This window comes from Pseudomonas sp. BLCC-B112 (genome assembly GCF_028550695.1).
GTDB classification, from domain to species: domain Bacteria; phylum Pseudomonadota; class Gammaproteobacteria; order Pseudomonadales; family Pseudomonadaceae; genus Aquipseudomonas; species Aquipseudomonas danubii.
This window is the reverse complement of sequence record NZ_JAQQGK010000007.1, coordinates 133,085-155,438: the sequence shown is the minus strand read 5'-3', so window position 1 is coordinate 155,438 and position 22,354 is coordinate 133,085. Positions and strand designations below refer to the sequence as shown.

Sequence of the window (22,354 nt, the reverse complement as noted above, 5' to 3'; positions counted from 1 at the left end):
AGCGTCATTTCAGACAGCGCCTTTCTCTACTTGAACAGCGCCGCCTGCCCTGCGGGGGAGGTGAACATCTTGTCGCCGTCATGCCCGACCCCGGGCACTTCCACCAGCCGTTGTGGCAAGCCTTGCGGGTGACGCCGCATCAGGTAGTCGAAGTAGTTGTGCCCGCGAATCAGCCGGTAGGCGCCCTGGGTCTCGGCCGCGCAGCTCTTGTCCAGGGCCGGGTGGTTGGGGTCGATGTCCTGCTGGCCCAGCAGGTAGGTGATGTGGCGTGTGACGTAGCCTTGTTCGAGCTGCGCCGGGGATGGGGCGCTGGCATAGGCCGGGAGCCGGTTCAGGCCATATTTCCAGTCGTTGAACCCCGGGCAACTGGCCGGCTCGAAAGCCACCGGGCGCGTTGCATCGAAGTAGGCGTAGGACGACGGATTGGCGATCACGTAGCGCAGTTCGATTCCGGACTGCTTCAACTCGGCATGTTGCCCTGTGGTCAGGGCATAGCGCTGCACCACCTGGGCGCCGCCGGAGTGGCCGGCAATCACCACTTCCTTGAGTGCAGGAAAGAACTGGCGGTCCTGCAGACGCTGGAGGACGGCATCCAGTACCGCGTAGGAGCTGATGGCCACGGGGCCGGCAGCAGGTTCGCCGGCCATCCAGTCATTACCTTTCCAGCGCAGTAGCGCGTCCGGTAGCTGATGGCGGGCGATGTCACTCTGGTTGAGAAACTGGGGGGCGATCACCAGGGTTGCGGCGCTTTGCCCTGCTTGTCGTGAAGCACTTTCGCCGCTCTTCAGGTAAGTCTGGGCGTTGCGCAGCCGACCATGAACCATGATCAGCGCGCGCTGCACCCCGGGCAGTGGCTGGCGCCAGTCCTGGCTCAGGCCCAGGGCCAGTTGCCCGCCCTCCAGGGGCAGGCGTTCGGGGCTGACGACCTTGACTGTGTGTTCCGCGGCCTGGGCACCCAGGCAGCCCAGGCACAGTAATGCCGCCAGCAGTCGGCCCATCTACAGGCTCTTGGCGGCGAAGGTATCGCACTGGCCAACCTGGCCCTGGCTGAAGCCGGTCTTGAACCAGCGCACCCGTTGCGCCGAGGTGCCGTGGGTGAAGGAATCCGGTACGACCCGGCCCTGGCCTTGTTGCTGCAGTCGGTCGTCACCGATGGCATTGGCAGCGTTCAGGGCTTCTTCCACATCCCCGGGCTCCAGCCAGTTCAGGCGCTTCTGCCCATGGTAGGCCCAGACCCCAGCCAGACAGTCGGCCTGCAATTCCTGGCGCACCAGTAGACCGCCGTCACCTTCCATTTGCCGGCCTTGCTGGCGTGCGGCCTGCATTTTTGCCGAGACCCCCAGCAGGGTCTGTACGTGGTGCCCGACTTCATGGGCAATCACGTAGGCCTGGGCGAAGTCGCCGGCAGCGGAAAAGCGCTGGGCCATCTCGCGGAAGAAGTCCATGTCCAGGTACACCTGCTGATCGGCAGGGCAATAGAAGGGGCCGCTGGCAGAGGTGGCGGAGCCGCAGGCGGAGTTGACCCGGCCACGGAACAGAATCAGCTTGGGCGCCTGATACTGGCGGCCGGCCTGCTGGAAGATCTGGCCCCAGGTGTCTTCGGTGTCGCCGAGGATGGCGCGGACGAACTCCGCCTGCTCGTCATTGGCCGGTGGGCTCTTGCGCGCCTGGGTGGTGGCCGGGGCCGAGGTCTGGCCGCTCTGGCCCACCAGTTGACCGAGGATCTGCAGCGGGTCCTGGCCGGTGGCCCAGCCGATACCGACGATCAGGATGATCGCCGTCAGGCTCAGCCCCTTGCCACCGCCAAAACGCAGGCCGCCACCACCGCCGCCACCGCTGTCATTTCGCGCATCCACGACGTTGTCGCTGCGCCGGCCTTTTTTCCAAAGCATGGGGGAGTCCTCGTTTTTTTCTGCTGGTCAGTGTTGCTGCTGGCATGAAGCGGCGCCAGTCCGGTCGTCAGGGATTTTTGCGCACGCTACCATGGCCCGATTGCGGATCTCTCCGCTCCTGGCGCATTCGGGGCTCCCTATTGAACATCGATACCCGCATCAAATTCCGTCACTTGGTGTGTTTTCTTGAAATGGCCCGCCAAGGCAGCCTGGCGCGGGCCGCCGACGTGCTGTCGGTGAGCCAGCCGGCAATGTCGAAAACCCTCAAGGAACTGGAGGAGCTGCTGGACACTCGGCTGTTTGCCAGGAGCAAGGCCGGGCTCAGCCTGACCGAAGCCGGGCGAGCCTTCCTGCGCTATGCCGGGCCTTCGGTGCAGGCCCTGCGCGAAGGCGTCAGCAGTTTGCGCGGCGGCGAATACGCTGCCGGGCTGGTGCGTATCGGCGTGTTGTCCACGGTGGAAAGCCTGCTGCTGCCGGAGGTGATGCGGCGCCTGCACCAGCGGCATTCGGCGTTGACCGTGAGTGTGCTGACCGGCCCCAGCGCCCATCTGCTTTCGCAACTGCGAGTCGGTGATCTGGATCTGGTGGTCGGCCGCATGACCGAGAGTCCGGAGATCCACGGCCTGAGCTTCGAGCACCTGTACAGCGAATCCATGACCCTGGTGGCCCGCCCCGAGCATCCCCTGGCGACCGGGCCCCTGGATCGCGACGCGCTCAGCGCCTATCCGCTGGTACTGCCCCTGGCTGGCACCAGCATTCGCAAGCACGCCGACAGCCTGTTCATTCAGTGCGGTATCGCCCAGTCGCAACAACGCCTGGAAACCCTGTCGGTGGCCCTGAGCCGGCGCTACACCCTGTCCAGCGATGCACTGTGGATAGCGCCGCTGGATGCAGTGCGCCTGGACCTGGCCAATGGCGAGTTGCAGGAGCTGGATCTGGGCCTGCGCGAGCCCGGCGGTTCGGTGGGTATCTCCAGCAATGCCAGCCTGCCGCTGTCCCTGGCGGCGCAATGGGCGGTGGATGTGCTCAGGGAAGTGGGGCGGGCCTATCACGAGGGCAGTTATCCATAACCTTTTGGTTATGGATGGTGGGCGGCTTTTCAATTTTCCCCGCTCCTGGTTTGTTTGAAACTGCGCCGGCTGCGCTCCATAAATCAAACAACAGGAGATCGACATGTCTGATGCAGACAGCAGTCGCTTCGTGATTCGCGACCGTAATTGGCACCCCAAGGCCCTGACCCCCGACTACAAGACCTCCGTCGCCCGCTCGCCGCGCCAGGCACTGGTGAGCATTCCGCAATCGGCCAGCGAAACCAGCGGCCCGGACTTCTCCCACTTGCGCACCGGGCGTTTCGATAACGACCTGCTGCTCAACTTCAACCACGGCGGCTTGCCAGTGGGCGAGCGGATCATCGTTTCCGGGCGGGTCTGCGATCAATATGGCAAGCCGATCCCCCACACCCTGGTGGAAATGTGGCAGGCCAACGCCGGTGGCCGTTACCGGCACAAGAACGACCGCTACCTGGCGCCCCTCGATCCGAACTTCGGCGGCGTCGGCCGAGCCCTCACCGACCGTGACGGCTACTACAGCTTCCGCACCATCAAGCCCGGGCCTTACCCCTGGCGCAACGGTCCCAACGACTGGCGCCCGGCGCATATCCACTTCTCCATCAGCGGCCCGTCGATTGCCACGCGGCTGATCACCCAGCTGTATTTCGAAGGCGACCCGTTGATCCCGCTGTGCCCGATCGTCAAGTCCATCGCCAACCCGGACGCGGTGCAGAGCCTGATCGCGCGCCTGGACATGGGCAACGCCAACCCCATGGATTGCCTGGCCTACCGCTTCGATATCGTGCTGCGCGGCCAGCGCAAGACCCACTTCGAAAACTGCTGAGGAGCCTGCCATGCCTGTTCAACTGCTGCCTGAAACCCCCTCGCAAACGGCCGGCCCCTACGTGCACATCGGCCTGGCCCTGGCGGCGGCGGGAAATCCGACCCGTCCCGAGGAAATCTGGAACCAGATGGCCAAGCCTGATGCGCCGGGCGAGCGGATTCTGCTGATTGGCCATGTGTACGACGGCAACGGCCACCTGGTGCGCGACTCCTTCCTGGAGTTCTGGCAGGCCGATTCTGCCGGGGTCTACGACCCGGTGTTCGACACGGAAAAGCCCTTCAACTGCTTTGGCCGCACCGCCACCACCTTCGATGCCGGGGAATGGACCCTCCATACCGTCAAGCCCGGGGTGGTGAACAACGCCGCCGGCGTGCCGATGGCGCCGCACATCAACCTGTCGCTGTTTGCCCGGGGGATCAACATCCACCTGCATACCCGGTTGTACTTTGCCGACGAGCCGGAGGCTAACGCCCAGTGCCCGGTGTTGAACCTGATCGAGCAGCCGCAACGTCGGGAAACCCTGCTGGCTCACCCCTGTGAAGTGAACGGCCAGCGCGCCTACCGCTTCGATATCCGCATTCAGGGTGAGGGCGAGACGGTGTTCTTCGATTTTTGACCCCGCGTCCCGCCACGGATGGCAAGCTTCGGTCCTGACTGGTTTATGGAAGGTTGTTCCAAAAAATAGCCGGGCTCGGCTAATCTGCGCACAAGACGTTGTGCCGGGCCCCAAGGTCCGGCCTCGTCGCTTCTGGGCGGTCATCGAACCCTGCCGCGCAGTTCCCCAACCGGCCCGTTGTCACTAGAATCGGCCAAATTTTGTCGGGACCCGACCATGGCTGGCAGTCAAATCGAACGCGTCTTCAGCGTTCTCGAACGTCTTACCGGTGATCCCCGCGGCCTGCCGTTGCAGACCCTGGCGGAACAACTGGAGATCCCCAAAAGTGCAACCCATCGCCTGCTGGCGGAGTTGATTCGCCTGGGCTACGTGCGCCAGAACCCGGACAACCTGCGTTACCAGCTGTCCACCCGGCTGGTGGCCATGGGCTTTCGCTACCTTTCGGTCAGCGGCGCCGACATTGTCCAGCCGGTGCTCGATCGTCTGGCCCAGGAGTCCGGCGAGCTGGTGCGCCTGGGAGTGATCGAGGGCGAGCGCCAGACCTGGATCGCCAAATCCCAGGGCGCCCGTTCCGGGCTGCGTTACGACCCGGACATGGGCCGCGAGGCGCCGCTGTTCTACACCGCTTCCGGGCATGCCTGGCTGGCCACGCTGAGTGACGCCGAGGCGTTGTCGCTGGTGGAACGCCAGGGTGTGGAGCCCCCGGCGGACCTGGGGCCCAATGCACCGCGCTCGAACATCGAGTTGCTGGAGCGCCTGCGCCTGGCCCGCGAGCAGGGCTATGCCTGGGTCGAAGAAAGCTCGGCGGTCGGCACCTCGGCGATTGCCGCGGTGGTGCGCCATCCCATCGATGGCCGGGTGGTGGGCGTGCTCAGCATCGCCGGTCCCAGCGCGCGCCTACCGTTGGCGCGGCTGCATGAAATGGCGCCGTTGCTGCTGCGATTTGCCGAAGAGCTGTCGGCCGCCAGCCAGGCTTCCGAACTGTTCAACCTGTAGCCGCTGCCGAGCCTGCGAGGCTGCGCAAAGGCCCGCAGGGCCTTGCTTGTCGATCTACCGTCGGGCGGGTGGTGGCTTTGATATCGCCGCGTCTGTTGCACAGCCGTTCGCAGCCTGCGGCAGCGGCTACACAGACTTCGCCTCGGCACAAAGCCGTTCGATAATCGGACGGTATTTTTTATCCCTCTTGTATGAAAATGGAACTGAGTTCTAAATATTTGGAATTCATTGTCCCTATAACAATCACAAGAGGATCTTCCATTGAATCCGCCACTGCGCATTGCCCTGATCGGCGTCGGCAATATGGGGCAGCAGCACTATCAGCACCTCAAGACCCTGGCCGATGCCCGACTGTGCGCCGTGGCCGATCCCGGGCCCCAGGCGCAAGCCATCGCCGGGCAATGGCAGGTGCCGCATTACAGCGATCACCGGACCTTGCTCAAGGACGTGCGCCCGGATGCGGTGATCGTCGCCAACCCCAATAACCTCCACGTCAGCACGGCCCTGGATTGCCTGGCCGCAGGCGTGCCGGTGCTGCTGGAAAAACCGGTGGGCGTGCACCTGGATGAAGTGCGCGAGCTGGTGGCGGCATCGCGCAACACTGGCGTGCCGGTGCTGGTGGGGCACCATCGACGACACAACCCGTTGATCGCCCGTGCCCATGAACTGGTGCACAGCGGCGCTCTGGGCCGGCTAACCACGGTCACTGCACTCTGGCAGTTGCAAAAGCCCGAGAGCTACTTCGACATCCCCTGGCGCCGTGAGCCCGGCGCCGGCATGTTGCTGACCAACCTGATCCACGACCTCGATCTGTTGCGCCACCTGTGCGGCGAAGTGCAACAGGTGCAGGCCATCACCAGCAATCACGTGCGTGGTTACGCCAATGAAGATTGCGCCGCGGTGCTGCTGCAGTTCGACAATGGCGCCCTGGGCAGCCTCACCGGTTCCGACGCGGTGGCCGCGCCCTGGAGCTGGGAGCTGGATTCCGGGGAGAACCCGGTGTACCCGCGCCAGGCCGATCAGCCTTGCTACCTGCTGGCCGGCACTCAGGGGGCCTTGAGCATTCCTCAGCTCAAGCGCTGGCACTACGCCGAGGCGGGCGCCGGTTGGCACCAGCCCTTGTTGATGCAGCAGGAAAGCTTCGTGCCGGATGAGGCGTTGCGCTTGCAACTGCAGCATTTCGTCAAGGTCGCCCGGGGCGAAGTCGCGCCCCTGGTCAGCGCCGCCGATGCCGCGCGCACCCTGGCGCTGATTGAAGCCATTCGCCAGGCCGCCGCCACGGGCCGCGCCTGCACCCCCACCCCTATTGAGTGAACGACTGATGAGTGAGCGGATTTTTTCCCTGGCCAGCCTGACCGTGCTGGAGCTGTCGCCGCCAGAGATGGTGGACGTGGCGGCCCGTGCCGGCTACAGCCATGTGGGCCTGCGGCTGGTGCCGGCAACCCCGGAGGAACATCACTTCCCGCTGGTGGCCGATGCCGGCTTGCGGCGCCAGACCCTGGCGCGCCTGCGTGATACCGGCGTGCGGGTGCTGGATGTGGAGATCCTGCGGCTCAAGCCACAGACCCGGGTCCGCGACTTCGAGGCGGTGCTGGCGGTGGGCGCCGAGTTTGCCGCCAGCGAGTTGCTGGTGGCGGGCAATGATCCCGATGAGGCGCGCATGACCGACAACTTCGCCGCCTTGTGCGATCTGGCGCGGCAGTACGGGCTGCATCCCCATCTGGAATTCATGCCCTGGACCGATGCACGCAACCTGGAACAGGCGCTGCGGGTGGTGGAAAACGCCGGCCGTGACAATGGCTGCGTGCTGGTGGACGCCTTCCATTTCGACCGTTCGGGTTCGCGCCTGGAGGACCTGGCCAAGGTTGATCCGGCGCGCCTACGTTATGCACAGTTGTGCGACGTTGCCGGGCCACGGCCGGACGATATGCAGGAGATCCTGCGTCAGGCCCGTAACGAGCGGCGCTTTCCAGGGGAGGGCGATTGTGATCTGGCGGGGTTGCTCAAGTGTCTGCCGCCGGAGTTGCCCCTGAGTCTGGAAATTCCCACGGTGCAATTGCTCGAACAGGGCGTGAGTGCCTTGCAGCGGGCACAGATGGCGCTGGATGCAACCCGCGCGCTGCTGGCCAGGACCTGAGACGGCGGGAGGGCTTTCGCCGGCAAGCCGGCTCCTACAAATACCCGCTAGGAGCCGGCTTGCTGGCGAAGCTGTGTCTTCAATCACCTTCAAGGAATGCCCATGACCCGCAGCACGCCCCTCTCCGGGACCAATCACCCCTTCAAGGGCATCCTGCTGATCGTCCTGGCGACCTTTCTGTTCGCCAGCCACGATGCCCTGTCCAAATACCTCTCGGGGTTTTTCCCGGTGATCATGGTGGTCTGGGCCCGTTACCTGATCCATACCTTGCTGATGGCCGGGATCTTCCTGCCGCAATCGGGCCTGCGGGTGCTGCGTAGCAAGCGACCATTGCTGCAATTGCTGCGGGCCTTGTGCCTGCTGAGCACCAGTTTGCTGTTCACCTCGGCACTGCTGTTCATTCCCCTGGCCGAGGCCACGGCGGTCAACTTTCTCGCCCCGGTGCTGGTCACCGCGTTGTCGGTGCCCTTGCTCGGCGAACAGGTGACCCGCGGCCAATGGCTGGCGGTGATCTGCGGTTTCATCGGGGTGCTGATCATCGTGCATCCGGGGGGCGAGCTGTTCACGCCGGCGGTGTTGCTGCCGTTCTGCTCGGCGCTGTTCTTCTGCTTCTATCAGTTGCTGACCCGCAAGCTGGCCGAGCATGACAGCCCCACCACCAGCAACTTCTTCGCCGGGCTGTGCAACACCCTGGTGATGAGTGCGCTGGTGCCGTTCTTCTGGCAGACCCCGGGCTTGGTTCATGGCCTGTTGATGCTGGCGCTGGGGGCTTGCGGCATGAGTGCCCATCTGTTTCTGACCCAGGCCTTTCGTCACGCGGCGCCGGCGCTGCTGGCGCCGTTCGGCTATTGCCAGATTGTCTTTGCCGGGCTGCTGGGCTGGCTGCTGTTCAACCACACACCGGATGCGATTACCCAAGTGGGCATCGCCGTGATCTGCCTCAGCGGGCTGGCGGCGGCCTGGCAGCAACGCCGCCGCTGAGACGACTCAGAAACGGAAGCGCACCACCAGGTTCTGCAGGCCGGCCGCCAAGTGCGACAGCTCCTGGCTGGTGGCGTTGGTGCGCGTGGCGGCGTCGGCGCTTTCCAGGGACAGGTCGCGGATGTTCAGCAGGTTGCGGTCCACTTCACGGGCCACCTGGGCCTGTTCTTCCGAGGCACTGGCGATCACCAGGTTGCGCTCGTGGATCTGCTCCATGGCCCGGGTGATTTCCCCCAGGGCCAGCCCGGCCTGTTCGGCGATGGACAGGGTCTGGGCCACCCGCTGATTGTTGCCGTGCATGGACTGCACCACGCTGTCGGTGTCGCCCTGGACCCGGCCGATCATCTGTTCGATTTCCTGGGTCGACTGCTGGGTGCGATGGGCCAGGGCCCGCACTTCATCTGCCACCACGGCAAAGCCGCGGCCGGCTTCCCCGGCCCGCGCGGCCTCGATGGCGGCGTTCAGGGCCAGCAGGTTGGTCTGTTCGGCAATGGCGCGGATCACGTCCAGCACCTTGCCGATTTCCCGTGACTGCTCGGCCAGGGTCTGCACTTGCTGCAAGGCGGTGCCGACATCGCTGCTCATGGCCTGGATCGAGTCCAGGGTCTGGATCACCCGGGCCTGCCCCTGGGTCGCCTGGGTGGTGGACTGGCGGGTGGTGTCGGAGGTGGACACCGCGTTGCGCGCCACTTCCTCGACGGCCACGGTCATTTCGTTGACGGCGGTGGCTGCTTGCTCGATTTCGTTGTGTTGCTGCTGCAGGCGGCTGGAGTCCTGGTGGGTGCTCTGGCTCATCTGTTGCGCGGCGGCGGCCAGCTGGGTCGAGGTGCTGCTGATCAGTTGCAGGGTTTCACGCAGGCTGGCCTGCATGCTGGCCAGGGCCTTGAGCAGGCGCGCGGTTTCATCGCGGCCCTCGCTGTGGATCGGTCGGCTGAGATCGCCGGCGGCCACTTGCTCGGCCACGCCCACGGCCTGGCGGATGGGCACGACGATGCTGCGAATCAACAGCCAGGCCAGGCACAGGGTCAGCAGGGCGACGGCGATCAGGGCGCCGATCACCGTGATTTTTACCTGGGTGTACAGCGCGTCTGCATGCTGGGCCGACTGGCTGACTTCCTCGGCAGTGAGGTTCATCAGTTCGGCGAACTGGTCGCCGGTCTGGGTCGAGTAATCCTGGATCTTGCCGTTGAGCAGGGCCGTCATCTCGCTGCTGCGATTGTCCTGGGACAGGGCTTCGTACTGGGCCAGGGCCTGTTGGTAGCTTTTTACCGTGGCGAGGAATGTCTCGTATTGCACCCGGTTGTGATCGCCCACCAGCGGCGCGAACCTGGCCAGGGCCTGGTCGAGCCAGGTTTGTACCTGATGCAGGCGGGCAATGGTGCTTTCCAGCACTTTGGGTTCACGGTTGAGGGCCATGCGCAGGCTCAGCACGCGGATGCTCAACACGTAGTCGCGCACTTCTCCCAGGTAGCGGGTGCTGGGCAGGGAAATGTTTTCGGTGTGCTGGCCGGTGGCGCGGACTTCGGCCACTTGTTTGAGGGCGAACAGCCCCTGCAGCAGGACCAGCAGGGCAATCACGCCGAAGCTGATCACGGCGCGTTTGGCGATGCTCAGGTTACCCAGCGTCATGGGACGATCTCCGAGTGTGGAAAAACAAAAGGGGGAGGGGGGGCGATAAAAAAACGCAGGCCCTGAGCGGGCCTGCGTGAAAGGAGCATCAGTCTTCTACGTGAGGAATCTTGCGCGGGGCCATGAAGTACATCCAGGTCAGGGCGATGAAGTACATGGCCGGGATCAGGGTGAACAACAGGGTGTAGTTGTTGTTGGTGACGGTCAGGATGTGGCCGACGATCTGGGTCATGAACATGCCGCCGATGGCCGCGCACATGCCGCCAAAGCCGAACACGGTGCTCATCATGTGCTTGGGCGTGTAGTCCATCACCAGGCTCCAGATGTTGGCAGTCCAGGCCTGGTGGGCACCGATCCCCAGGGAGATGGCGAACACGGCCAGCCACAGGTTGGCGGTGCCGGCGGCCATGATCACGCCGATGATGCAGCAGGCGAACAGGAACATCGACAGCAGCCGCGCCTTGATCGGGTTCATGCCGCGACCGATGAGGAACGAGGAGAGGATGCCGCCACCGACGCTGCCGAAGTCGGCGGTCAGGTAGATGATGATCAGCGGGATGCCCATCTGGGTGACGTTGATCCCCAGGTTGTACTGCTGGTTGAGGAACGGCGGCAGCCAGTACAGGTAGAACCAGAACACCGGCGCGGTCAGCGAGTAGGCCAGGGCGAAGGCCCAGGTGCCACGCATGCGCAGGATGCGGCTGAAGGGCACGCGGGTCGGCTCGGGTTCCACTTGTTGCTGGATGTAGGCCAGTTCCGAGGCTTTGACGCTGGGGTGATCTTCCGGGTTGAAGTACTTCAGGCCCCAGAACAGCAGCCACACACCGCCCAGTGCCGCCATGCACAGGAACGCCGCTTGCCAGCCCCAGGCGTGGAGGATCAACGGCAGCAGCATGGGGGTGAACATAGCGCCGACGTTGGTCCCGGCGTTGAAGATGCCGGTGGCTACCGCGCGTTCGCCGGCCGGGAACCACAGGCGCGTGGTCTTCACGCAGGCCGGGTAGTTGGCGGCTTCAGTGAGCCCGAGAATGAAGCGGCAAACCATGAAGCCTGCCGCCGAAGTGGCCAGGCCATGAGCGCCGGTGGCCAGGCTCCACAGCAGCACGGCGAAGAAGAACACCCGTTTCACGCCGACTCGGTCGATCAGTCGCCCTTGCAGCACGAAGCCCACGGCGTAACCGACCTGGAACCAGAAGTTGATGTTGGCGTAGTCCATCGCCGTCCAGTTCATTTCCTTGGCCAGGATCGGCTGCATCACGCCCAGTGCGGCGCGATCGATGTAGTTCAGGGTGGTGGCGAAGAACACCAGGGCGAGCATGCCCCAGCGGGTCTTGCCGACGGCCATGGCGCCGCGGATCTTGTCGCCGATGCCGCCGGCAACACTGAGGCTCGGGGCGATGCGAGAGCTTTGGGAAGGAATCATATAGGCCATCCGTTCAGTGACTGACGAGCCAGGGCTCGTCGGAACTCAAGGGCGCGTGATCAATCGTCAGCGAGGGCATGAGCGCCTGGGACTGGGTGATTGATCGGCTGGTTTGGTTCGTCGAGCCGTTGATTGCGGACCGGCGAACGCCATCGGTACGACGCTCCGCTCAGGGCAGTAGCGGGTCGTGATCCAGGGTGCCGATTGAGGCCGTTCCAGGCGCGAGCCAAAGGGATGAGCAGCAGGGCGGGGCGTTGAGTGCAAGCATGAGGATGTACCCGATTTTTAAAATTTTTATGGTGTGTTCTGGGTCTGGGTGATTGAAGCCACGGTTTCTTGGGGCGGCTCAATGTGCTGTCGATGGTGCGCAGTGGCTGAAAAATCGTCAATTCGCCAAGCGGCTTTTTGTTCGATAATCGAACACAAAACTAACTGGTTCGTACACTTTAAATCATGCTGTGGAATAATCCGCAACATCGAATAAAAGGCTCGGGTGCCACCGGCCGTCATCCCCCGGGAGTTCAATCATGCAGCGTTCCATTGCCACCGTTTCCTTGAGCGGCACCCTGCCGGAAAAACTCGAAGCCATCGCCGCCGCCGGCTTCGATGGGGTGGAGATTTTCGAGAACGACCTTCTCTATTACGACGGTAGCCCTCGGGAAATCAGGCAGATGTGCGCCGACCTGGGGATCGCCATCACCCTGTTCCAGCCGTTTCGGGATTTCGAGGGCTGCCGCCGCGATCGCCTGTCGCGCAACCTGGAGCGTGCCGAACGCAAGTTCGACTTGATGCAGGAGCTGGGCACCGACCTGGTGCTGGTGTGCAGTAACGCCCAGGCCGACAGCCTCGGCGAGCGGCAGATTCTCATCGATGATTTGCACCTGTTGGCCGAGCGGGCCGCGCTGCGCGGCTTGCGCATCGGCTACGAAGCCCTGGCCTGGGGCCGTCACGTGAATACCTATCAACAGGTCTGGGACATCGTGCGCAGCGCCGATCACCCCAACCTTGGGGTGTTGCTGGACAGCTTCCATACCCTGTCGCTCAAGGGCGACCCGGCGGCGATTGCCGAGATTCCCGGGGACAAGATCTTCTTCGTGCAGATGGCCGATGCGCCGATCCTGGCCATGGATGTACTGGAGTGGAGCCGGCATTTCCGCTGTTTTCCGGGCCAGGGCGAGTTCGATCTGCCGGGCTTTCTGGCGCCGATCATCAAGAGCGGCTACACCGGGCCGCTGTCCCTGGAGATCTTCAACGACGGCTTTCGCGCCGCGCCGCCGCGGGCCAATGCCGCCGACGGCTTGCGCTCCTTGCTGTACCTGGAAGAGAAGACCCGCGAGCGCCTGCTACAAGAGGCGCAACCGGTGGCCAACCTGGACATTCTGTTTGCCCCGCCAGCGGTTGAAGCCTATGGCGGCACCGAGTTCCTTGAGTTCGCGGTGGACGATGCCCTGGGCGCCAAGCTGGGGAGCTGGCTGGAGCGCCTGGGTTTTGCCAAGGCCGGACAGCATCGTTCCAAGAACGTGAGCCTGATGCGTCAGGGCGATATCAACCTGATCCTCAACTCCGAGCCCTATTCCTTCGCCCACAGCTTCTTCGAGGCCCATGGCCCTTCGGTGTGTGCCACGGCCATCCGGGTCAAGGACAGCGCCAAGGCTCTGGAGCGGGCGGTGGCCTACAAGGGCCAGCCTTATCGCGGGCTTGTAGGCCCCAACGAGCTGGAACTGGCGGCGGTGCGCGAGCCCGATGGCAGCCTGATCTATCTGGTGGACCCGCAGCAGGGCGGCCAGCACCTGTACGACACCGACTTCAACATGCATGACGGTGTGCAAGCCAAGGGCGGCCTCAAGCGTATCGACCACATGGCCATGGCCCTGCCGGCGGACAGCCTCGACAGCTGGGCGCTGTTCTACAAGAGCCTGCTGGATTTCGAGGCCGATGATGAAGTGGTGCTGCCTGATCCTTATGGCCTGGTGAAAAGCCGCGCCCTGCGCAGCCGTTGCAGCTCGATCCGCTTGCCGCTGAACATCTCGGAGAACCGCAACACCGCGATTTCCCACGCGCTGTCCAGTTATCGTGGCAGCGGGGTGCATCACATTGCCTTCGACTGCGACGACCTTTTCGCCGAGGTCAGCCGGGCCAAGCAGGCCGGAGTGCCGCTGCTGGATATTCCGCTCAATTACTACGACGACCTGGCGGCGCGTTTTGATTTCGACGACGAGTTTCTCAGCGAATTGGCCTACTACAACGTCCTGTATGACCGCGATGCCCAGGGCGGCGAGCTGTTTCACGTCTACACCGAACCGTTCGAGGGGCGGTTCTTCTTCGAGATCATCCAGCGCAAGAACGGCTACGCCGGCTATGGTGCGGCCAACGTTGCGGTGCGCCTGGCGGCCATGGCCAAGTCTCGCAGTGGCGCGGTGCGCCAGGCCAAGTTGTAGCGCATTGGTAACCGGAGGCGGTAATCCACCGCCTCTGTGCTTTCTTTCGCGACAGGACGCGGCTCATAATCGCCCGCGTGTTCAGTGATGGCCGTGAGCCCAGAATGACAATGACCAGTGAACGCTCGATTGCGTCCGATGAGCCTGCTCTCGAACCGCGCAAGAGTCGCAAGAACAACCCGGAAAAAACCCGCGAGAACATCCTTCAAGAAGCTATTGTCGAGTTCGTCCAGCAGGGACTTTCCGGTGCGCGGGTGGATGCGATCGCCGAGCGCATCCATACCTCCAAGCGCATGATCTATTACTACTTCGGCAGCAAGGAGCAGCTGTACGTCGAAGTCCTGGAAAAACTCTACGGCGATATCCGCAGCACCGAGAGCCGCCTGCATCTGGCCGAGCTGGCACCGCGGGAGGCGATTCGCCGGCTGGTGGAGTTCACCTTCGATCACCACGACCGCAATGTCGATTTCGTGCGCATCGTCAGCATCGAGAATATCCACAAGGCCGAGTACGTGAAGCAGTCCGGCGTAATCAAGGCAATGAACAACACCATCCTCCATGCCCTGGGCGAAATCCTTGAGCGCGGCGCGCAGGAAGGCGTGTTCCGCAGTGGCCTGGACCCGCTGGACGTGCACTTGCTGATCAGCTCGTTCTGCTTCTATCGGGTGTCGAACCGTCACACCTTTGGCGAGATCTTCCAGATCGACCTGCCGGACGAAAGCATCAAGCAGCGGCACCGGGAAATGATCTGCGAATCGGTGCTGCGCTACCTGCAGGCCTGACCCGGAGCTTTAGGGCCGGGTTGGCTTGTCAGGCGCTGGCTTGCTGGCGAAAGCGTCCGTAAGATCGCCTCGCCACCCAGGCTCTCGCATCATCCCCCACGACAAGGAAGGCACCATGGGTAACCCCGTCCCAACGCTTAAAATCATCCTGATCCTGATGATCGTCGTTGACTCGTTCTGGTTCGGTGAGCGCCTGCTGTCCCTGACCGGTTTCAGCGTATTCGACTGGCTGCCGAGCTCGGTGATCAATCTGGTGGGCCTGTTCGGCAGTCTGCTGATGATTCTCTTCAACGTGCTGTTGATCGGCCTGCTTGCGCGCCTGCAGCTCAAGCCCGAGTAAACGCAGGACCTGTAGCCGCTGCCGAAGGCTGCGAACGAGCCGCAGGCTCGTCAGCGTCCTGACGGATGCCGAGGCCCCTGCGGGGCCTGTCGCAGCCTGCGGCAGCGGCCACAGGCGTATTTCAGCCATTCATGCTGTGGAAGTGCGCCAGCATGCGTTGCGGGTCGGCGCTCTGGCCGCTGAACAGCTCGAACGCCTTGACCGCCTGGAACACCGCCATGGTGCCGCCGTCCAGGGTTCGGCAACCCAGGGCGCGGGCATTGCGCAGCAGCTCGGTTTCCAGCGGGAAGTAGACGATCTCGGCCACCCACAGCTCCGCCCGCAGCAGTTCCACCGGCACCGGCGTGCCCGGCAGCTTGGCCATGCCCATGGGTGTGGTGTTCACCAGGCCGTCGGCGCTCGCCAGGGTGCTGGGCAGGTCGCCACCGGCCTTGGCCCGAGCGGCGCCGAAATGCTGGTTGAGGTTGTCCGCCAGGCTCTGCGCCCGCTGGTTTTCCACATCGAAAATGCTCAGTTGCTCCACACCCTCACTGAGCAGGGCGTGGGCCACTGCCGCTCCGGCGCCGCCGGCCCCCATCTGCACCACGTGCCGTCTGGCCACGCCTTGCAGGCCGCGCCGGAACCCTTCGGCAAACCCCAGGCAGTCGGTGTTGTGGCCAACCCGCTTGCCGTCCTTGAGGACCACGGTGTTGACCGCGCCAATGCCGCGAGCTTCCGGGGACAGTTCGTCCAGTAGCGGCAAGATGCTCTGCTTGCAGGGAAAGGTGATGTTCAGGCCGGTGAAGTTCATCCGTTCGGCGGCGCTGAGCAGGTCGGGCAGGGCGCTGCTGTCGAGCCCCAGCTGGTCCAGATCGATCAACCGGTACAGGTAGCGCAGGTTTTGCGCGTCGCCTTCTTGTTCATGCAGGGCCGGGGTGCGTGAAGCCTGGATGCCGGCGCCGATCAGTCCGGCGAGTACGCCTGTATGGCCTGTCATAGACCTTGCTCCTTGAACCGCAGGCTGAAGTGTTCCAGCGCCAGGCGATAGCCGTGGCTGCCAAAGCCGCACATCACCGCCAGGGCAATACCCGAGACAAAGGAGTGATGGCGGAACGGTTCGCGGGCGTGGACGTTGGACAGGTGCACTTCGATCACCGGCAGTTCACTGGCCACCAGCGCATCGCGGATCGCCACCGAGGTGTGGGTCCAGGCGGCGGGGTTGATCACGATGCCGGCGCAGCGCCCGCGGGCGGCGTGAATCCAGTCCAGCAATTCGCCTTCGTGGTTGGTCTGGCGAAACTCCACGGCCAGGCCCAATTCCTCGGCGGCACGGCCGCACAAGGCCGAGACATCGGCCAGTGTTTCGTGGCCGTAAGTGGCAGGTTCACGGCTGCCGAGCAGGTTCAGGTTCGGGCCGTTAAGCACCAGAACGATAGGACGCATGGGGGTAGATCTCCGTTGTTATTGTCAGCCTCGGGAGAGGGTACGAGGCACTGGGGAGGTAAATTGTACTAACTGGTTAATTTGGTCAATTGATCGCCGAGAGCGGAACCCGGGAAGGCTGATTAAGTGTTCGATAACCGAACGCTGTTATTGACGATGGCCGTGGCGAGGCCTTGTCCGGCAATAAATGCTGACGACTTTGCGGCCGCCCGGAGGCCTTCCTGACCTTCTCCGGGGCTAACCTCAAGCAGGTCACCTCACTGCTGCCCTTTCAGGCCGGTGGTCGGATTAATCATGGAAACACGAGTCTTTGGACTCGGTAACCTAACGGATGGGTTAGCATGAAAGTGTTCGTTTACAAGGGCTATGCGGTCGTCGTCATGTTGCGTGACGAACATTGCCCACCCCATGTGCATGTGGATGGCGGTCGTTGGAGTGCCCGTTTTCGCTTCAGCTTCTGGCACAACGGCGTCGAGCTCTGGGACGTTGTCCCCCATGGCCGTCGCCCGGCACTGGCAGTCCTTGAAGGCTTGCGCCAGGCCTTGAAGCAACGGGTGCATCTGGCTCGGCGTATCTGGTGGAGCAAGCTGCGCACCTTGTGCCTTGAGCAGCAGTTGTGGGATTGGCAAGCGAACGCTGTGGTGGAAGGTTCAAGCGCCGGCTGCAGGGTGTACCTGATCGAGTCAGCGCATTACGAGGAACAACGAAACCTGACTCGCCTGACCCTGGTGGGTGCGGCGCAAGGAGTGGAGATCGAACTATGAAAGTCGTCAAAGCAGCGGTGCCCGTCGATGTGCCCTTGACCCAGGAGCAGCTGGATCACGCGGTCGAACGCGGTGAGGCGCGTCACGACGCGGGTTTGCAAGTCAGTACCTTGAGCTATGCGGCCGGGTGCCTGTGCCTGGGCTTTGCCGATGGCAGCTCGATTCATTTGCCTGTGGAAAACTATCCGGAGCTGGCGGCGCTGAGCGACACCCAATTGCAGCAACTGCAGTTGGGCTTTTCCGCCACGGCGGTGTGTCATGAGGCCGTGGATCTGCAGCTGTCGATTGTCGGGCTGCTGTCGGCCAGCGAGCCGCTGATGAAACTGGCGACCCAGTTAGTCGCCTCCCGTAACGGTCGGCAAAGCAGCGCGGCCAAGGCTCGGGCGGCGCGCCTGAATGGCAAGAAGGGCGGCCGGCCGCGCAAGGTCGAGGTGCCAGCCTAGGTCCTGGAAAGCGGCTGGCAGCTGGTGTAAGCGGTCGCTAATGAATACTGATATCAATTGAAAATCATTCTCGACTGACCGTAAGATGCCGGCAATTTCCTTCATGTTCCAGGGAGTCGGTTTGTCGGACGTGGATCTCAAGGGACTGTTTCTCAAGCATGCCGCGACCTTGCGTGGGTACCTGGCGCGCAAGGTACGTGACCCGCAGTTGGCCGCAGATCTGGTGCAGGAGAGTTTTCTGCGGCTGGCCGAGCAAACGCGCGGTGAGCGGATCGACAACTCCCAGGGCTATCTCTACCGCACGGCGAACAACCTGCTGATCGACCATGTACGTCAGGAGGCGCGGCGCAAGACCGAGACCGTGCCCCATGAAGTACTGGCCGACATCGAGGATGAGGCGGCCGGGTTGGAGGCTCAGGCGATGGCGCAACAGCAGCGCAAGGCACTGAAACAGGCGATCACGGAGCTGCCTGCGCGCACTCAGGAAATCTTCCGCCTGAACCGTATCGAAGGCATGACCCACGCCGAGGTGGCCCGGCACCTGAATATCTCCGACAGCTCGGTGCAAAAGCATCTGTCCCGGGCGCTGGCTTATGTGATGCAACGCCTGCAGGCTACCGACGGTCGGCCGGTTGACCAGTGAGTTACGGTAAAAGTCGGGGTCAGACGTCACTGCTTATATATAACGAGAAATCGAGATTCACACGTGAATAGCCAGGGTCCGCAAGAGCGCAGTATCACCGAGGCCGCCGCCGATTGGGCGGTGCGTTTGCACGCGGGAGGCTTGAGCGCCACCGAGCAGGCGCAGCTTGCCCAATGGCAGGCCGAGGACCCGCGTCATCCCCAGGCTCTGGTGTTTGCCCGGCAGACCTGGGAGGCCTTGGGCGAGCTGCGCCTGGACCCCGAGCTGGCGGCCACTGCCCCACCAAGACGCCAGGTGGAACGGCCTGCGGCGACAATACAGCGCCCGCGCCGTCGACGCCGGCTGGTGCGGGTCGCCAGTGCGGCCATGCTGGTTCTGGCGGTGGCCCTGGGCTGGCTGCAAGGGCCGCAGGCACTGCTGTACCTGCAGGCCGACTACCAGACCGGCAAGGGCGAGGTGCGCACCGTGCAACTGGCCGATGGCAGCCAAGTGGAGCTGGACTCGAGCAGCGCCATTCGCCTGGATTACAGCGGCGACAAGCGTCAGATCCAATTGCTGGCCGGCTCCGCAGTATTTGATGTGGCGCCCATGGTCGGTGAGGAGCAACGACCTTTCATCGTGCACAGCGCCAGCGGCCAGACCCGGGCCCTGGGCACCCGTTTTGTGGTCGGGCGTGAGAGCGATCAACAAACCTGGGTTGGGGTGTTGCAGCACAGTGTCGCCGTGAGCCTGGATACCCCGGCGCAACGCGGCGTTTCCGAGCGGGTTCTGCAAGAGGGACAGAGCGTGCGCTATGACTCGCAGTCGGGGGTGGTGGCACTTGATGGGCTCGACCTGCAGCGCGCCACCAGTTGGCGACGTGGAGTCCTGGTGTTCGATCGCCAGCCCTTGAGCGTGGTGGTGGAGCGCCTCAATCGCTATCGACCCGGGCGGGTGGTGCTGACCAACAGTGCCCTGGCCCAGCGTCAGGTCAGCGGTGTGTTCCGTCTGGATATGCTCGACGCGGCCCTGGTCACCCTCACCCAGGAGTTGCAGGTGCAGCGTTTCGACCTGGCCGGCGTCAGCCTTATTTATTGAGGCCTGCGGGTCTTTTTTCACCTTCGGCGAAAAATAACTGAAAAAACCTTACTGAGTTTTCCTGCCTGGCACGTCTAGCTAATTGAGATGCATTCGCATGCACTAAAAGTAGCCAGCGCAGGAATCAGGAACATGAGGGTAGGCAGTCGCACTGGAATTCACGCCGCAAGTCGTCTGGCCCTGGCCATTCACTTGGGCGTAGCAGGGCTGTTGGCAGGAGGCGGTTTGTTGCACGCGGCAGAGCCCGTGGGCGTAGTCCCGCAGAGTGCTCAGCAACCACGCGAACTGGATTTCGATATCCCTGCCCAGGCCCTCGGCAGTGCGGTGCTGGCTTTTGCCGAGCAGGCCGGGGTGCAGGTGCTGTTCGACAGCCTGCGCCTGCATGGCTTGCACAGCTCGCCGCTCAAGGGCCGCTACGGCGCCGAGGAAGGACTGGCCCGGCTGCTGGGCAATGCGCCGGTGGAGTACCGCTTTAGCGGCGAGCGCCAGGTGACCCTGAGTCGGGTGGAAACCGGACGTGATGGCGCCCTGGCCTTGGCCCCCACCACGATTTCCGGCGACCTCGAAGGCCGGCAGAGCGATTGGGTATACAACGCGCCACGCTCGGTGAGCGTGGTCGGGCGCGAGCAACTTGATCGCAATCCACCGCGGCATGCCGCCGAAATGCTGGAGGAAACGTCCGGCGTGTATTCGGCGCTCAGCCAGCAGGACCCGGGCGTGTCGGTGAACATCCGCGGCATCCAGGACTATGGTCGGGTCAACATGTCGGTGGACGGCATGCGCCAGAACTATCAGCAGAGCGGCCACCAGCAGCGCAACGGAACGCTCTATGTCGACCCCGAGCTGCTCTCCGAAGTGGTGGTGGAGAAGGGCGCCACCTCCACCATGGGCGGGGCTGGAGTGATCGGCGGGGTCGCCAACTTTCGCACCATCGAGGCCCGCGACCTGCTCAAGCCCGGCCAGGAGATCGGCGGCCGAATTCGCCTGACCACCGGCCTGGGCGGCCGCAGCAACGGCACTCACTTCATCGGCAGTTCCGCCTTCGCCATCGGCACCGAAGTCTGGGACATGCTGCTGGCTGCCAGTGAACGACACCTTGGGGACTACAAGCCGGGGACCCGTGGCGGCATCGGCGAATTGCGCACCGGCAGCTGGATGGACCCGTCGATCAATGACCGGGTGAAGCATTCCAAGGTGGCCTATTCCGCTTCGGTGATGCGCTCGCGCCTGGTCAAGCTGGGGCTCAACCTGCCCCAGGACCAGCGTCTGCAACTGAGCTACCTGACCACTGAGGTGTCCTACGACGACGCCAACATGATGAACACCGAGAACAAGGATCAGCTCTGGGAAAAGCTCGGCAGCAGCGATGTGCATTCGCAGAACTTCGGCCTCGACTACAGCTACACCCCGGACAACCCGTTGATCGACTTCAAGGCCAAGCTCTATTACGTCGACAACAGCAATGACCAGAGCACCCTGACCCGCCGCAGCAGCCCTGGCTACTCGATCACCTACCAGACCGATACCTATGGCGCCCAGGCGCAGAACACGTCGACCTTTGCCCTGGGCGGGCTGTCCACGCTGAAGGCCAACTACGGCCTGGAGTTCTTCTACGACAAGGTCCGTCCCGACTCCAGCCAGCCGGTGCCCAAGGGCTCGGCGGTCAGTGCCTCGCCTGCGGCGAGCATGACCCCCGAGGGCGATCGAGCCCTGGGCAGCCTGTTCACCCGCCTGGACTTCGACTACGACGGCTGGTTGAACCTCAATGCCGGCTTGCGTTACGACCGCTACCGCCTGCGCGGCGAAACCGGAATCAACACCCGCACCTTCGTGATCGGCAAGACGCCCCAGCAAATCTCGGTGCCGGTGGCCTATGACATCGACAACCAGGAAGGGCGCTTCTCGCCGACCTTCGGCCTGTCGGTCAAGCCCGGGGTCGAGTGGCTGCAACTGTTCGCCAGCTATGGCAAGGGGTGGCGGCCACCGGCGGTGACCGAAACCATGATCACCGGACGCCCCCATGGTGGAGGTTCTGAGAGCACCTTTCCCAACCCTTTCCTCAAGCCAGAGCGCTCCACCACCTGGGAAGCGGGGGTCAACGTCTTCAAGGAAAACCTCTGGTTCAACGATGACCGCCTGGGCATCAAAGTGGCCTACTTCGATACCCGGGTCGATGACTTCATCTATATGGCCATGGGCGTGCAGCCCCCGGGCTATGGCTCCCCCGGCATCGGCAACAGCGCCTACGTCAACGATCTCAGCAGCACCCGCTTCAAGGGCGTCGAGTACCAGCTCGACTATGACGCCGGTCGCGCCTACGGCCAGCTCAATTACACCCACATGATCGGCGACAACGATTTCTGCATGAAGACCGCCTGGCTGGGAGGGGTGACCCAGCCGGTGAAGAACGGCACAGGGCGGGGCGCGATTGTCACCGGCATGCGTCCCGATGATGCGGCCAACAATGCCAGCCGCTGCAACGCCGCGATCCTCGGTTCGGCCGAACACATGCCCATGGACCGCGGCACCCTGACCCTGGGCGCGCGCTTTTTCGAACGCAAACTGGATATCGGTGCCCGGGCCCGCTACAGCGCCGGCTACTCGATCGCCGGCTCGGCGACCGGGACCGTGAGCCAGACCGGTGTCTACCCGGCCGACTGGAAGCCCTACACCGTCTACGACCTGTATGGCAGCTACCGGGCCACTGAAGAACTGACCCTGCGCCTGGCCATGGAAAACGTCACCGACCGCGCCTACCTGGTGCCCCTCGGCGATGTCCTGGCCTTCACCCTCGGCCGTGGCCGCACCTTGCAGGGCACCGTGGAATATCAGTTCTGACCGCTTTTGCCCATTGAAGGGCAAAACCGCAGCAGGCACT

General features: G+C 63.6%; 21 protein-coding genes and 1 pseudogene. 15 read left to right on the top strand and 7 right to left on the bottom strand.

All coding sequences use genetic code 11. From position 1 onward, the window contains the following. Window positions 1-26: 26 nt before the first annotated feature. The gene (locus PQT43_RS19935; RefSeq protein WP_102865390.1) at window positions 27-998 is read right to left on the bottom strand and encodes a hypothetical protein; all 972 of its coding nucleotides are present in this window, start codon (window positions 996-998) and stop codon (window positions 27-29) included. Next, window positions 999-1,892, bottom strand: coding sequence for a KPN_02809 family neutral zinc metallopeptidase (ypfJ, locus tag PQT43_RS19930; protein ID WP_110596228.1), 894 nt, complete (start codon window positions 1,890-1,892; stop codon window positions 999-1,001). A gap of 140 nt (window positions 1,893-2,032) precedes the next feature. On the opposite strand from ypfJ, the gene pcaQ reads away from it, so the two are divergent. The 7 genes from pcaQ to PQT43_RS19895 all read left to right on the top strand — a co-directional run bounded on the left by pcaQ (window position 2,033) and on the right by PQT43_RS19895 (window position 8,515). After that, the gene (gene pcaQ, locus PQT43_RS19925) at window positions 2,033-2,962 is read left to right on the top strand and encodes a pca operon transcription factor PcaQ (protein WP_102882301.1); all 930 of its coding nucleotides are present in this window, start codon (window positions 2,033-2,035) and stop codon (window positions 2,960-2,962) included. 103 nt (window positions 2,963-3,065) lie between these two features. Further along, window positions 3,066-3,785 carry a protocatechuate 3,4-dioxygenase subunit beta gene (pcaH, locus tag PQT43_RS19920; protein ID WP_102882300.1) on the top strand — a complete coding sequence of 240 codons (720 nt, stop codon included), beginning with the start codon at window positions 3,066-3,068 and terminating at the stop codon, window positions 3,783-3,785. Between the two features lie 10 nt (window positions 3,786-3,795). Next, a complete protein-coding gene (gene pcaG / locus PQT43_RS19915; RefSeq protein ID WP_102865394.1) occupies window positions 3,796-4,401 on the top strand; it encodes a protocatechuate 3,4-dioxygenase subunit alpha in 606 nt (201 codons plus the stop codon). Window positions 4,402-4,617: 216 nt separating this feature from the next. Further along, window positions 4,618-5,397, top strand: a complete 780-nt coding sequence (locus PQT43_RS19910) for an IclR family transcriptional regulator (protein WP_110652060.1) — start codon at window positions 4,618-4,620, stop codon at window positions 5,395-5,397. 261 nt (window positions 5,398-5,658) lie between these two features. Beyond that, window positions 5,659-6,711 carry a Gfo/Idh/MocA family protein gene (locus PQT43_RS19905; RefSeq protein ID WP_267268951.1) on the top strand — a complete coding sequence of 351 codons (1,053 nt, stop codon included), beginning with the start codon at window positions 5,659-5,661 and terminating at the stop codon, window positions 6,709-6,711. Between the two features lie 7 nt (window positions 6,712-6,718). Continuing rightward, complete coding sequence (locus PQT43_RS19900; protein WP_102882297.1) at window positions 6,719-7,534, top strand: sugar phosphate isomerase/epimerase family protein; 816 nt, start codon at window positions 6,719-6,721, stop codon at window positions 7,532-7,534. Window positions 7,535-7,636: 102 nt separating this feature from the next. After that, on the top strand, window positions 7,637-8,515 hold the full coding sequence (locus PQT43_RS19895; protein WP_110596223.1) for a DMT family transporter: 879 nt from the start codon (window positions 7,637-7,639) through the stop codon (window positions 8,513-8,515). 6 nt (window positions 8,516-8,521) lie between these two features. On the opposite strand, the gene PQT43_RS31485 is transcribed toward PQT43_RS19895, so the two are convergent. From PQT43_RS31485 to PQT43_RS19885, 3 genes and pseudogenes are all read right to left on the bottom strand, one after another. Next, window positions 8,522-9,310: a methyl-accepting chemotaxis protein gene (locus PQT43_RS31485; RefSeq protein WP_404942565.1), complete on the bottom strand. Its 789-nt coding sequence runs from the start codon at window positions 9,308-9,310 to the stop codon at window positions 8,522-8,524. 66 nt (window positions 9,311-9,376) lie between these two features. Next, window positions 9,377-10,144, bottom strand: a pseudogene (locus PQT43_RS31480) (MCP four helix bundle domain-containing protein); the annotation flags it as partial. A gap of 88 nt (window positions 10,145-10,232) precedes the next feature. Then, entirely contained in the window at window positions 10,233-11,567 is a 1,335-nt protein-coding gene (locus tag PQT43_RS19885) for an MFS transporter (protein ID WP_102882294.1), read from the bottom strand. Window positions 11,568-12,094: 527 nt separating this feature from the next. On the opposite strand from PQT43_RS19885, the gene quiC reads away from it, so the two are divergent. The 3 genes from quiC to PQT43_RS19870 all read left to right on the top strand — a co-directional run bounded on the left by quiC (window position 12,095) and on the right by PQT43_RS19870 (window position 15,127). Further along, a complete protein-coding gene (quiC, locus tag PQT43_RS19880; RefSeq protein WP_272754467.1) occupies window positions 12,095-14,005 on the top strand; it encodes a 3-dehydroshikimate dehydratase QuiC in 1,911 nt (636 codons plus the stop codon). A 104-nt stretch (window positions 14,006-14,109) separates the two neighbouring features. Next, a complete protein-coding gene (locus tag PQT43_RS19875) occupies window positions 14,110-14,787 on the top strand; it encodes a TetR family transcriptional regulator (RefSeq protein ID WP_102882292.1) in 678 nt (225 codons plus the stop codon). 115 nt (window positions 14,788-14,902) lie between these two features. Further along, on the top strand, window positions 14,903-15,127 hold the full coding sequence (locus PQT43_RS19870; protein WP_016967259.1) for a hypothetical protein: 225 nt from the start codon (window positions 14,903-14,905) through the stop codon (window positions 15,125-15,127). A gap of 121 nt (window positions 15,128-15,248) precedes the next feature. On the opposite strand, the gene PQT43_RS19865 is transcribed toward PQT43_RS19870, so the two are convergent. Then, on the bottom strand, window positions 15,249-16,103 hold the full coding sequence (locus PQT43_RS19865) for a shikimate dehydrogenase (RefSeq protein ID WP_272754465.1): 855 nt from the start codon (window positions 16,101-16,103) through the stop codon (window positions 15,249-15,251). Further along, complete coding sequence (aroQ, locus tag PQT43_RS19860) at window positions 16,100-16,549, bottom strand: type II 3-dehydroquinate dehydratase (protein ID WP_102865405.1); 450 nt, start codon at window positions 16,547-16,549, stop codon at window positions 16,100-16,102. The genes PQT43_RS19865 and aroQ overlap by 4 nt, the downstream gene beginning before the upstream one ends. A 341-nt stretch (window positions 16,550-16,890) precedes the next feature. On the opposite strand from aroQ, the gene PQT43_RS19855 reads away from it, so the two are divergent. The 5 genes from PQT43_RS19855 to PQT43_RS19835 all read left to right on the top strand — a co-directional run bounded on the left by PQT43_RS19855 (window position 16,891) and on the right by PQT43_RS19835 (window position 22,314). Next, complete coding sequence (locus tag PQT43_RS19855) at window positions 16,891-17,313, top strand: DUF4160 domain-containing protein (protein WP_102882290.1); 423 nt, start codon at window positions 16,891-16,893, stop codon at window positions 17,311-17,313. Continuing rightward, a complete protein-coding gene (locus PQT43_RS19850) occupies window positions 17,310-17,756 on the top strand; it encodes a DUF2442 domain-containing protein (RefSeq protein WP_267268948.1) in 447 nt (148 codons plus the stop codon). The genes PQT43_RS19855 and PQT43_RS19850 overlap by 4 nt, the downstream gene beginning before the upstream one ends. 121 nt (window positions 17,757-17,877) lie before the next feature. Continuing rightward, window positions 17,878-18,399 carry an RNA polymerase sigma factor gene (locus tag PQT43_RS19845; protein WP_102865512.1) on the top strand — a complete coding sequence of 174 codons (522 nt, stop codon included), beginning with the start codon at window positions 17,878-17,880 and terminating at the stop codon, window positions 18,397-18,399. Window positions 18,400-18,462: 63 nt separating this feature from the next. Then, entirely contained in the window at window positions 18,463-19,476 is a 1,014-nt protein-coding gene (locus PQT43_RS19840; protein ID WP_253085063.1) for a FecR family protein, read from the top strand. A gap of 132 nt (window positions 19,477-19,608) precedes the next feature. Continuing rightward, window positions 19,609-22,314: a TonB-dependent receptor gene (locus tag PQT43_RS19835; RefSeq protein WP_267268947.1), complete on the top strand. Its 2,706-nt coding sequence runs from the start codon at window positions 19,609-19,611 to the stop codon at window positions 22,312-22,314. Window positions 22,315-22,354 lie beyond the last annotated feature (40 nt).